Raw genomic sequence first — 11444 nt, 5'->3', positions numbered from 1 at the left:
TAGTTTGCCTTTGGTAAGTTTGTCAAATAACACAATACTAGGTAAAATAACCAAAGCCCCTGTAGCTCAGGGGATAGAGCGCCGGCCTCCGGAGCCGGGTGCGAGGGTTCGAGTCCCTCCAGGGGCGCTTCGAGGAAATATAGCAAGTTGACGGAAAAAGACAAAACAATCGAGATCCGTTGGCATGGGAGAGGTGGTCAAGGGGCAGTAACATCGGCTGAACTATTAGCACTGGCAGCTATAGAGGAAGGCAAATTCGCCCAGGCATTTCCTAGCTTTGGCCCGGAAAGAAGGGGAGCGCCGGTGCTTGTTTTCAATCGCGTAAGCGATGTTAACCCGATTCGAGCCAGAGTGTCAGTAACAAATCCTGATATTGTGGTAATCTTGGATCCGGGCCTAATTTATATCACAGATGTCACATCAGGACTCAAGGAAGGCGGTGTGCTGATAATAAACACCACAAAGACATTAGTTGACATAACATCAGAACTGAATGGTCCATGGAAATTAGCTGTGGTTAATGCCACTTCCATTGCTCGGGAGATGCTTGGCGTTCCAATCGTCAATACGACAATGCTCGGAGCACTGGTTAAGGCCACAGGTATAATCGAGCTAGAATCGCTAACAGAGCCTCTAAAGGAGCGTTTCGGTGCTAGAGCTAAGGGTAATATCGATGCCTGTCGCAAAGCCTATGAAGAAACTGAAATAGCTGAACTTAGTGGCATTGTTGAAAAGCCACGTAAAACGTTCGAAACAGAAACATTTCCATCTTGGCAGGAATTATTGCCCGGCTGTGTTGTTACTGAGGCAGGGAACGCTAAGCAATATCGTACTGGGGATTGGAAATCAGAACGTCCAGTATTGGACCATCAAAAATGCATCAAATGTGGAATCTGCTATTTATTTTGCCCAGAAGGATGTATCGGGCAAAACGAAGACGGCTACTTCGAAGCCAATCTGTACTACTGCAAAGGATGTGGTATTTGTGCCCGCGAGTGCTGGACTGAAGCCATAAAGATGGTAGAGGAAGAATAGAGATGGCAATAAAGCGAACAGGCATGGAGGGCTCCTTCGCCATAGCCGAGGCTATCAAACTAGCCCGCGTCGAAGCTGTAGCTGCCTATCCCATTACACCTCAGACTCATATTGTGGAGCGGCTAGCTGAATTTGTAGCTAACGGTGAGCTAGATGCCGAATATATACCAGTGGAATCAGAACATTCAGCAATGAGCGCCTGCCTGGGAACTTCGGCTGTAGGTGCCAGAACTTTTACTGCTACCGCCAGTCAGGGACTGGAGCTTATGCATGAGGTACTCTATGTGGCCTCAGGGCTACGGCTACCAATAGTTATGACAGTAGCCAACAGGGCGCTCTCAGCACCATTGAGCATCTGGACAGATCATTCTGACGCGATGGCGACTCGGGACTGCGGTTGGATTCAGATATTCGCCGAAAATGCTCAACAAGCCTTTGATTTAACGTTATGTGCCTTTCGTATTGCTGAAGACCCAATTGTCTTGCTACCGACAATGTTCCATATTGACGGATTTTACGTTTCCCACACAATCGAATCTGTTGAATTTTTAGAGCAAGAAGTTGTAGATAAATTCCTTCCTGAATACCGGCATCCCTATCCTCTCGATCCAGATAAGCCAGTGACCATAGGCGCCTTTGGTCCCCCATTCATTTACACTGAGGCCAAGAAGGCACATGAGGCCGCACTAAGAAGCTCTAAGAAGGTGATTCTCCGAGTGTGGCAAGAGTTCAGCAAGCTCTCAGGACGCCATTATTCACCAGTAGAGAGTTACAAGGCAGAAGATGCTGACGTTTTGCTGCTATGCATGGGGAGCTTCAGTGAAACAGCTATGATGGCTATTGATAAAATGCAGGCTGAGGGTCAAAAGGTGGGACTAATAAGATTGCGCTTGTGGCGGCCATTTCCCACCGAAGAGCTTCGTCAGGCTGTAAGCAAAGCCCAAGTGCTTATCATCCTTGACCGAGCCCTTTCTCTGGGAGGCACACCACCGGTCTGCTCCGAAATACAAGCAGCACTTTACCCGCTAAAAACCAGGCCAAAAATTGTAAGTTTTGTAGGCAGCCTCGGCGGTAGAGAGATTTCCGCTCAAGGTTTTGAAGAGGTGATTCGTCATGGGGTGGATAAAGCGAAGCAAGGTGAACTTGATGAATTCGAGATTATAGGAGTCAGAGAATAGTGGAAAGTCTGGCTATATATGTCCCAAGATTAGTAACGACCAAGGAATATTTTGCCCCTGGACATCGTGCCTGTATGGGCTGTGGTGAAGCCTTGGCTGTAAGGCTTGTGTGTAAAGCTTTGGGCAGAAATATAATAATTGCTAACGCCACCGGCTGCATGGAAATCGTTTCCTCACCACTTCCTTCTACTTCCTGGGAGGTTCCCTGGATTCATACACTGTTTGAGAATACAGCGGCTGTGGCTTCCGGAATAGAAGCCGGAATAAAAGTTCTACGTCGCAAAGGCAAATATACTAAGAGAACAAAGGTTGTAGCAATGGCTGGTGATGGCGGTACTGCTGACATCGGCTTCCAAGCTCTATCCGGTGTTCTTGAGAGAGGCCATGACCTTATATATATCTGTTTCGATAATGAAGCCTACATGAATACCGGTATTCAGCGTTCCAGCTCCACTCCACTCGGTGCTTCCACCACAACTTCACCCGCAGGTAAGGTTAGCATTGGACAAACTACTTGGAAAAAAAATATGCCGGCTATCGCTGTCGCTCACGATATACCTTACGTGGCTACAGCGTGCCATAGTTATCCTTTCGACCTTATGAACAAAATTAGTAAGGCTATAGAAATCAAAGGCCCGTCTTACATTCATATATTGTCGGTTTGTCCCACCGGTTGGCGACTACCTTCAGATTTAACTATCAAGGCAGGGCGACTTGCTATAGAAACAGGCATCTTCCCTCTCTATGAGGTGGAAAAAGACAGATATACCCTGAATTTAGATTTTCCCCAGCTACGACCGATAGAAGACTACTTTAAGCTACAGGGAAGATTCCGGCACCTTTCAAAAGAAATAACATCTCAAATTCAAGAAAGGGTAGCTGCTGAGTATGCCAAACTTAAGAAGAAAGCTACCAGCAATAATTATTAGATATGGATGAAAAAGTTAGCGCTACTATAAACAAATACAACGCTGACAGAGGCCAACTGGTTTCCATACTCCAGGATATCCAGACTGAATACTATTACCTTCCCAAAGAAGCACTGATTCAGGTGAGTGAAATCATGGGCATTCCTGCAAGCCAGGTGTATAACGTGGCCACTTTTTTCAGAGCCTTCAGCCTCGAGCCCAGAGGCAAGCATTTGATTAACGTTTGCCTGGGCACTGCCTGCCACGTCAGAGGTGCCGTCAGAGTACTGGAAAAGATTGAACGAAATTTACTTATCGAAAGAGGTGAGACGACTAAAGACCGCAAATTTACATTAGAGACAGTTAACTGCATGGGATGTTGTGCCGTAGGGCCAGCCGTGAAAATAGACGGTGAATATTTCGGACAGCTGAGCACAGACAAGGTAGATAGTGTGCTAACCAAATTTGAGTAAGCGCTAACAAACGAAATGCCAAACAAGCTCCGTTCAAAACAAGACTTAGAGGCTCTACAAAAAGAGCTAATCAATGAAAGAAAATCAGGAAAGCCTCTAATTGCGGTATGCAATGGTACAGCCTGCCATCCTTACGGCTGCGCCCAAATCGTAGAAGCCTTTAAGAAAGAACTATCAAAACAAGGCTTGGAGAATAAGGCGGAACTGAGAATCACAGGTTGTCAAGGCCTCTGTGAGAAAGGCTCGATCGTAGTTATCCAACCTGGCGACATTTTCTACCAACAAGTAAAGTTGGAAGATGTGCCTGAGATACTGCATGAGACACTAATCAATGGCAATATTATTGACAGACTGCTTCATAATGACCCGATTACCGGCAGCAAACTTGTGCACAGGCATGAAATTCCCTTCTACCAAAAGCAAAAGCGGAATATTCTTGGCAACAACATCGAAATAAACCCAATTAAGATAGAGGATTATATTGCTATTGGTGGCTACACAGCTTTAGCCAAAGCCCTCTTCGAAATGGCTTCAGAGCAAATAATCGAGGAAATCAAACGCTCCGGCTTAAGGGGACGAGGAGGTGCTGGTTTTCCCACAGGAGCAAAATGGGAATCCTGCCATAATGCTCCCGGAGATATAAAGTACGTCATCGTAAATGCTGATGAGGGTGACCCCGGAGCTTACGCTAATGAAGGTCTACTTTCGGGCAATCCACACAGTGTACTTGAAGGCCTGATTATTGGTGCTTATGCAATTGGAGCTCACCAAGGATATGTGTATGTTCGCAATGAATATCCTTTAGCATTGGCTAACATAACAATTGCTCTGAACCAAGCACAACAGCTAGGGCTGCTCGGAGATAATATCCTGGGTTCAGGTTTCCATTTTAATGTCCGCATAACTAGAGGTGGAGGTGCTTTCGTTTGCGGTGAGTCTACAGCACTGATGGCATCCCTCGAAGGCAATGTTGGAGAACCAAGAGCTAAATATGTTCATACAGTGGAAAAAGGACTGTGGAACAGACCCAGTAACCTAAACAATGTAGAAACTTGGTCTAATGTGCCCGTAATAATCAATAAAGGCACTGATTGGTACCGCACCTTAGGTACCGATGGCAGCAAGGGGACAAAAATCTTTTCTCTGGTGGGTAAAATTAATAACACAGGCCTGGTGGAAGTGCCAATGGGGATAACCCTAAGGGAAATCATCTATGATATTGGTGGTGGTATCCGGGAAGGGAAGAAATTCAAGGCAGTGCAGACCGGTGGCCCCTCAGGTGGCTGCCTTCCTGAAAGCTTACTTGACTTACCAGTAGATTTTGACGAGCTAACTAAAGCCGGCTCGATGATGGGCTCGGGTGGCATGATTGTCATGGATGAGACCACATGTATGGTAGACATCGCTAAGTACTTCCTCACCTTCCTCGAAGAGGAATCTTGCGGTAAGTGCGTGCCATGCCGTGAGGGAATAAAACGCATGCGGCAAATTCTGGATGACATCACTGAGGGGAAAGGCAATGACGCAGATATCGACCTTCTGGAACGGCTTTCCGCAACCCTCGTAGATAGCTCTCTCTGTGCCCTAGGTAGCACAGCACCAAATCCTGTTATTACCACTATCCGCTATTTCAAAGATGAGTACGAAGCTCATATCAAGGAAAAGAGATGCCCGGCCGGTGTCTGCAAGGCTCTAATCCATTACTACATAGAAGAAAAATGCCCAGGCTGTGGACTTTGTGTTAAAGCTTGTCCTCAGGAAGCTATAGCCTTTATGGGCAAAAGGAAACCTGTCGTTCTGGATGAGTCGAAGTGTATCAAATGTGGGGCTTGTTACGACGTCTGCAAATTAGGAGCTGTAGGTAGAAAGTAAGATGGTAACCTTAATTATTGATGGCCGTGAATTCAAGGCTGAAAAAGGGCAGACAATACTTCAGGTAGCTAGAGAAAACGGTATTGATATACCTACCTTGTGCCACCATGAAGCTATAGAGCCATACGGCGCCTGTAGACTGTGTATCGTGGAAATTTCCAAAGGCAAGCGTACCAGGATAGTCACATCTTGCCTTTACCCGGTAGAAGAAGGATTGAAAGTTAAAACTGATTCACCCAGGGTAATGAGCAATCGTAAAATGATAGCAGAACTGCTTCTAGCACGATGTTCTAAAAATAAAGTGATACAGGAATTGGCTTCGCAGATAGGCATTGAGCAACCATCTTTTAAATCTGAGTATCTAGAAGATAATGACTGCATTGTGTGTGGTTTGTGTGTTAGAGCCTGTGAGCAAGTCGTTGGTGTAAGTGCTATTAGCCTGGTCAATCGAGGTATAACCAAAGAGCCTGCCTCTCCTTTTCTTGAGCCGGCTGAAGCTTGTATAGGTTGTGGTTCTTGCTACTATATATGCCCAACCGGCGCAATAAAGATGGAAGATAGGAAAGACACCAGAATAATCTACAATTGGAAAGTGGAATTCAAGCTCAAGAAATGTAAGGTCTGCGGGAACTACTGGGCACCGGAAAAGCAACTAGAATACATCAGACAAAAGTGGAATCTACCTGGGGATTTCTTCGATGTCTGCCCCACATGTAAATAGCCGCACCATTCGAGAACCGGCATGTAACTCCTTGACTATATCGAACTAGTTGAACTATACTTTTTTTGCTTCGGGGTGTAGCGCAGCGGCTAGCGCGCATGGTTTGGGACCATGAGGTCGGAGGTTCGAATCCTCTCACCCCGACCATAAATATAATTTTGGATGTCTAGTCCCCATGGCCCTTCCATAAATGCGATTTCCGCTTCAAAAAAGGCGCAGAAACGATGGTAGCAGCTCCCACATCGCTAAAACTGAAGTAGAATTCTAGGACACCTTTTGTGAGGTACAGGTGCATCCCCATGCAGATTGAAGAATTAATGAATGATTACACAGAACCTGATTATAAGAGGGCCGCCCTACTTACTATTGATGTTCAGCGCGATTGTACAATTCCTGGCTCCCCGATTGAGATTCCTGGCACAATCGATATCCTGCCTAAAATAAAAAGCCTCGTACGAGCTTTCAGAATCTCCCAGAAACCAATAGTACATGTTGTCAGACTTTATTTGCCTGACGGTTCTAACGCAGATGCCTGCCGTAGAAAAGCTATCGAACTCGGAAAACGCATGTTCGCCCCAGAAAGCGATGGGGCAGAACTGGTTGAAGAACTAAAACCCACACGAGGAGTCAGATTAGACGCGGCGAATCTCCTAAAGGGAGAACTTCAACCGGTTGAACCAAAGGAATGGATAATGTATAAGCCAAGGTGGGGAGCATTTTTCAAGACTCCTTTGGAGAAGCATCTGCACGATCTAGACATTAATACTATTGTGCTGTGCGGATGTAATTTCCCTAATTGCCCACGCACAACAATCTATGAGGCTAGCGAGCGGGATTTTAGAATTGTTTTCGTAACAGACGCTGTTTCGCAAACTAATAGACGAGGTTTGCAAGAGCTAAAAAATATAGGGGCAAACTTGATCAAGACTACAGAATGCTTATCAAAGCTGGGTAAATGTTAACAGCTGACGGTTGCGCAACCACTGCCACAAAAGGGCGGATACTGGTACGTAAACCATCAGCGAAAATGGGACACACTTGGGCGTAATGTTCAGTACCTCCTGTGGGAATAGTTCCACGCCTATAAAATGCAAAACATACGCCAGAACTTGATAAAAGCAGGTTAGCCATTCTAACATTAAACCGTCAAGCATGTTTTGTGGGTCTTTCCCATACTGCACCCAAACCTATTGGCAGAAGGGACACTTGACAGGAGAATCAATTACTGTAGCTTTGACATGGATCTTGCCATGACGACTGCACGTGAGCTGGTAGTAGGCTCGCACTACTCTAGTGCCAGCGTCATCTATTGTTGGGCTTGAAATATAGCTAATAGAATTAACTGCCTCTTTTGCTCCATTGCCGTTATATGATGCACCGCATTTGGGGCATTTCGTGGCATCGGGTAACGCAATGCAACCGCATCTCGAACATTGGACTGTATCTCTTACTGCCTGCATCATTGAACAAGCCTCCTCCCTTTAATCAATGGCATTAATTTATAGTTTAGCGACGGTTCGATTTTTTATTCTCAAATTCAAGCTTTAATCGTAAACTCGGCCCAAATACCAGGAATTGGAAGCAGTATCGCGATAAATATCACAAATAACACCTTTACTTGTCCTAACCCTAAAGTAACTCTTTAGAAGCTCTTGTTCGAAGAGTTGTTCCGCTACCCGCCACTGCTGGTATATTCTGGTCACACGCTCCGCTTTGCCATTTCTGGTAATAGTTAGCGGTGTGCCCTCAATATTGGCGGTTACCCTTAACTCTTCTGGTTTTCCAAGCAGTTTAGCCATTTCTAACCTCCGCGATTTATTTGAATAAAGGCAATCATCGCCTCTTATTCTCCTGTCATAGTCTTCTGATAACTCCCACAACCTTTCCCTGGACTTCCACATCTTGGGAATTTGCATAGAGCGGCTCCATCTGAGAATTAGACGGCTGAAGGCGAATAATCTGTTGCTCTTGAAATAGTCTCTTCAAAGTCACCTCATGCTTGTCTTTTAGCCAGACAGCAACCATGTCTCCATCATCGGCTGTGTTCGCCGGTTCCATTAAGACAATGTCTCCGTCATCAATCAGGGCATCAACCATTGAAAGGCCTTTTACTTTCAAGGCATAGACTTTCTTTCCCTGAGTCAGCTCCTCAGTCAATTCTAATGTTTCTACAGCCTCGTTTTCCCACGTGTCCGAATCTGGCACTGGGATTGGTTCACCTGCAGCAATATTGCCTAACAGCGACACCCTAACAGCACTCTTTCTGTCAAGGAGTTGGATACTTCTGAAGATTTCTGGATCCCGATGAATGTGGCCTTCCCTCTCCAGTATATTCAAATGATGCTGGACAACTGCCGTCGAGCTTATATTGCACCCTTTTAGAATATCTCTAACCGTAGGTGCATAACCCCTGCCTTCAAAAAAACTACGGATAAACTTCAATATCCGCTGCCTTGTCTCACTTACTCCCGGCTTTCTCATCTAATAGCCCCTTTTTAAACACATGTTTTACAAACCAACGTTCTACAAACAAGTGTACACATTTTTTAGTCGTTTGTCAAGCCCCCCGGGGGAGATTTAGACGCAAAATTTTGAGAAAAGGGGGGTAGGTGGGAGCGTTTAAAGTAGGTTCACATGTCTAAAGAGCTGGCGGCAAAGTGAAATGCAGTCTTAAATCAGGTAAACGATTTCTAAGATCTTACGAATTTAATGCCTTTGTTGAAAGCTGCCAGATTGGCTTCGAGTTCTTTGGGAAAAGTTTCACGCAACACAGGTTCCACCGACTTCTTGTCCAGTGGCAAGACACCAGAGCCTATTAGAGCACCAATGAGAATTGCGTTGGCAAACATAGGACTTCCCATTTTCTGTGCTTCTTCGGTGGCATTAATAATCCATGTTTGATATGACAGCTCTTTCACGGTCTCAACCAGCTTGTCTAAGTCAGGATACTCAGCATGACCGCCGGTAACATCAATAGAATATATGGGTCTGGGATTTATTATGGTGATGACATGCGTGTTACCATATCGGCCCAGCATTCGCAATGTTTCCACCGGCTCCATACCGAGGATAATATCAGCGCAACCATCAGGAATGAACGGGCTATACTGAGTCTCTTTGGAGATTCTCATGTGGCTCATGACCGGCCCGCCACGCTGGGATGCTCCGTAGGTCTCCCCAACAGTCACAAAGTAGCCATTCCTCACAAAAGTGTTGCCAATGATTAGCGATATCATCACATTGCCCTGCCCTCCAACGCCGGTAATAACCAGGTTAAGCGGGTCTTTCATCAACTGTTTTTTGGTCATGCTGCCTCCCTTATGATAGCTCCTTGTGGACACACGTCTGCGCATACACCACATCCAGTACAAATAACCTCGTCTGCCTTAGATTTGCCAGCCTTTTTATCCCATGTCAGTCCCGGGCAGAGAAAGACTCTGGTGCACAATCTGTCGCAGCCGCAAGATTCTCCAATACATTTCTCGGGGTCTATATATACTTTATATGGTGGCTTCTCCTTTTTAGCTCTAACTAGCTCGCACTGGCGTCTCATTATAGCTACCTTGACACCACCGCCTTCAGCCATCAGTTCTAGTAGCGTCGCTGTTGTGCCTCTCAAATCAAAGGGGTCACAGACCTCGACGCGTGTGCCCAAAGAGCGGCACAGGGCTTCCATACTTACCACTTTTGTCGGTTCCCCCATGGCTGTTATGCCGGTTCCGGGGTGAGGCTGAAAGCCAGTCATAGCTGTAGCACTGTTATCCAAAATGACAAGGATAAAGTCTGACTGATTGTAAATGCCATTTATCAGCGCAGGGATAGTAGCGTGATAGAAGGTGGAATCGCCAACTACAGCAAGCACCGGCTGATTAAAGCCAAACCGTCCTAATTTGCCCAGTCCGTTAGCCACTCCGGTTCCTCCTCCCATGCAATGCATTGTCCTGACCTGGAAAAAACCAGCAGGCCCTAATGCCATGGAATAACAGCCGATATCGCCTGTAACAACGCCACTACGTCCATCCAGTTTAAGCGCGTTCTTGATTGCCCAGAATGTAGCTCGATGTGGACAACCAGCACAGAAAGTCATGCTTCTCTCTGGGACATGGCTTTTGGCAGCGGCTTCGGCTTTGCCATTGTACTCAGTATCACGAGGTTGGTACATTAGCTCTAATATATTGGATATAGCTTTAATAACCAAATCTGGATTTAACTCTCCATAGGCATTTATATGCCCTGATCGCTTGCCATAGAAGGTAGGACGAGGGCTGGTGGATGGCAAGCTGGCGACAAATTCCATAATGCTCCGCTCCAGAAATGGGTCGATCTCCTCTACAAACAGGACTTCTTGTGATTTAGTCAGATGGCTCTCCACAAATTTTTCAGGTAGAGGCCAGAGGGTACCGAGTTTTAAAATGCCTACCTTATCCTCCAATTTCAATGCTTTTACCGCGTCCTGAGAATAGAGCCAGCAACTTCCGCAAGTTACAATCAGTAAGTCTGCCTTATCCGGACCCACATACTGATTGAATCGCGCTGCTTCGAATTTCTCCCGTGCCTTGTCCATCTTCATATGCAGGAAGAAATGTCGCAGCGGACTTGGAATCGGCATAAAGCTAGTGGGTAGTAAATTTCTTAAATCGTGTATTTGCTCGAAATATGCTCTTTGTTCCTTTTTGGGTAGTTCGCCTAGCTTCACATTTCCCCTAGCATGGGCAATACGAGTCACACTTCGTAACATACAAAGAGTGCCTATCTCTTCAGAAAGGTCGAAGAGCCATTTTGTCATGTCTTTTGCTTCCTGAAAATCACCAGGCTCTACTAGCGGAATATCCAGCCATTTAGCTATTGGGCGTGTATCTTGTTCATTGGAGCTGGAAATAGCTGACGGGTCATCGCAGCTCACCAAAACCAATCCACCTTTACCTATACCACTCATAACTAGATTTGCTAGAAAATCGGAAATCACATTTATTCCATTCTGTTTCATAGCAGCAAGAGCTCTAATACCAGCAAAAGAAGCACCAGCAGCGGCTTCCATGGCTACCTTTTCGTTTACAGACCATTCAGCATATATACCTGTCTCCTTGGCTACCTGGGCTAAGCTGCCAATAATCTCCGACGATGGTGTCCCTGGATAAGCAGCAGCAAATCCTATGCCTGCCTCCAATGCCCCACGGGCAATGGCTTCATTACCAATAAAAAGCTGTCTGGTACCAGGTGCGTCTATTTCAATATTCGCCATATTACTTACCTCCTC

Annotated in this window: 12 protein-coding genes and 2 tRNA genes; 9 read left to right on the top strand and 5 right to left on the bottom strand. The window is 45.9% G+C overall.

Annotated features, from left to right (window positions below):
• Positions 1-55 precede the first annotated feature (55 nt).
• The 9 genes from FJ023_07585 (at position 56) to FJ023_07545 (ending at position 7149) form a co-directional block, all read left to right on the top strand.
• Positions 56-127 (top strand) — tRNA-Arg (locus FJ023_07585).
• Positions 128-147: 20 nt separating this feature from the next.
• Positions 148-1035, top strand: a complete 888-nt coding sequence (locus tag FJ023_07580; GenBank protein ID MBM4447194.1) for a hypothetical protein — start codon at positions 148-150, stop codon at positions 1033-1035.
• 8 nt (positions 1036-1043) lie between these two features.
• Positions 1044-2213, top strand: a complete 1170-nt coding sequence (gene porA, locus FJ023_07575) for a pyruvate ferredoxin oxidoreductase (GenBank protein MBM4447193.1) — start codon at positions 1044-1046, stop codon at positions 2211-2213.
• Positions 2213-3142, top strand: a complete 930-nt coding sequence (locus FJ023_07570) for a pyruvate synthase subunit beta (GenBank protein ID MBM4447192.1) — start codon at positions 2213-2215, stop codon at positions 3140-3142. The genes porA and FJ023_07570 overlap by 1 nt, the downstream gene beginning before the upstream one ends.
• A 2-nt stretch (positions 3143-3144) precedes the next feature.
• Complete coding sequence (nuoE, locus tag FJ023_07565) at positions 3145-3594, top strand: NADH-quinone oxidoreductase subunit NuoE (GenBank protein ID MBM4447191.1); 450 nt, start codon at positions 3145-3147, stop codon at positions 3592-3594.
• 15 nt (positions 3595-3609) lie between these two features.
• A complete protein-coding gene (locus FJ023_07560) occupies positions 3610-5466 on the top strand; it encodes an NADH-quinone oxidoreductase subunit NuoF (protein ID MBM4447190.1) in 1857 nt (618 codons plus the stop codon).
• A gap of 1 nt (position 5467) precedes the next feature.
• On the top strand, positions 5468-6187 hold the full coding sequence (locus FJ023_07555) for a 2Fe-2S iron-sulfur cluster binding domain-containing protein (protein MBM4447189.1): 720 nt from the start codon (positions 5468-5470) through the stop codon (positions 6185-6187).
• A gap of 71 nt (positions 6188-6258) precedes the next feature.
• Positions 6259-6334, top strand: a tRNA-Pro gene (locus FJ023_07550).
• Positions 6335-6504: 170 nt separating this feature from the next.
• Complete coding sequence (locus FJ023_07545; protein ID MBM4447188.1) at positions 6505-7149, top strand: cysteine hydrolase; 645 nt, start codon at positions 6505-6507, stop codon at positions 7147-7149.
• Between the two features lie 225 nt (positions 7150-7374).
• Here the strand turns inward: FJ023_07545 and FJ023_07540 are convergent, their stop codons facing one another.
• The 5 genes from FJ023_07540 to FJ023_07520 form a co-directional block, all read right to left on the bottom strand.
• Positions 7375-7650 carry a hypothetical protein gene (locus FJ023_07540; protein MBM4447187.1) on the bottom strand — a complete coding sequence of 92 codons (276 nt, stop codon included), beginning with the start codon at positions 7648-7650 and terminating at the stop codon, positions 7375-7377.
• An 81-nt stretch (positions 7651-7731) separates the two neighbouring features.
• The gene (locus tag FJ023_07535) at positions 7732-7986 is read right to left on the bottom strand and encodes a hypothetical protein (protein ID MBM4447186.1); all 255 of its coding nucleotides are present in this window, start codon (positions 7984-7986) and stop codon (positions 7732-7734) included.
• A gap of 55 nt (positions 7987-8041) precedes the next feature.
• A complete protein-coding gene (gene lexA, locus FJ023_07530) occupies positions 8042-8668 on the bottom strand; it encodes a repressor LexA (GenBank protein MBM4447185.1) in 627 nt (208 codons plus the stop codon).
• Positions 8669-8877: 209 nt separating this feature from the next.
• Positions 8878-9549, bottom strand: coding sequence for an indolepyruvate ferredoxin oxidoreductase (locus FJ023_07525; GenBank protein MBM4447184.1), 672 nt, complete (start codon positions 9547-9549; stop codon positions 8878-8880).
• Positions 9492-11429, bottom strand: coding sequence for an indolepyruvate ferredoxin oxidoreductase (locus FJ023_07520; protein ID MBM4447183.1), 1938 nt, complete (start codon positions 11427-11429; stop codon positions 9492-9494). The genes FJ023_07525 and FJ023_07520 overlap by 58 nt, the downstream gene beginning before the upstream one ends.
• Between the last annotated feature and the right edge of the window lie 15 nt (positions 11430-11444).

The sequence above is a fragment of the Chloroflexota bacterium genome (genome assembly GCA_016875875.1).
GTDB lineage: Bacteria > Chloroflexota > Dehalococcoidia > GIF9 > UBA5629 > 9FT-COMBO-48-23.
The sequence above is the reverse complement of the archived record's forward strand: the minus strand, read 5'-3'. Positions and strand labels throughout refer to the sequence as shown.

Bases quoted from the DNA above. Each gene is read 5' to 3' on its own strand.
- nuoE (MBM4447191.1), top strand. From the start codon at position 3,145: ATGGATGAAAAAGTTAGCGCTACTATAAACAAATACAACGCTGACAGA.
- FJ023_07560 (MBM4447190.1), top strand. From the start codon at position 3,610: ATGCCAAACAAGCTCCGTTCAAAACAAGACTTAGAGGCTCTACAAAAA.
- FJ023_07555 (MBM4447189.1), top strand. From the start codon at position 5,468: ATGGTAACCTTAATTATTGATGGCCGTGAATTCAAGGCTGAAAAAGGG.
- FJ023_07545 (MBM4447188.1), top strand. From the start codon at position 6,505: ATGAATGATTACACAGAACCTGATTATAAGAGGGCCGCCCTACTTACT.
- FJ023_07540 (MBM4447187.1), bottom strand. From the start codon at position 7,650: ATGATGCAGGCAGTAAGAGATACAGTCCAATGTTCGAGATGCGGTTGC.
- FJ023_07535 (MBM4447186.1), bottom strand. From the start codon at position 7,986: ATGGCTAAACTGCTTGGAAAACCAGAAGAGTTAAGGGTAACCGCCAAT.
- lexA (MBM4447185.1), bottom strand. From the start codon at position 8,668: ATGAGAAAGCCGGGAGTAAGTGAGACAAGGCAGCGGATATTGAAGTTT.
- FJ023_07525 (MBM4447184.1), bottom strand. From the start codon at position 9,549: ATGTGGTGTATGCGCAGACGTGTGTCCACAAGGAGCTATCATAAGGGA.
- FJ023_07520 (MBM4447183.1), bottom strand. From the start codon at position 11,429: ATGGCGAATATTGAAATAGACGCACCTGGTACCAGACAGCTTTTTATT.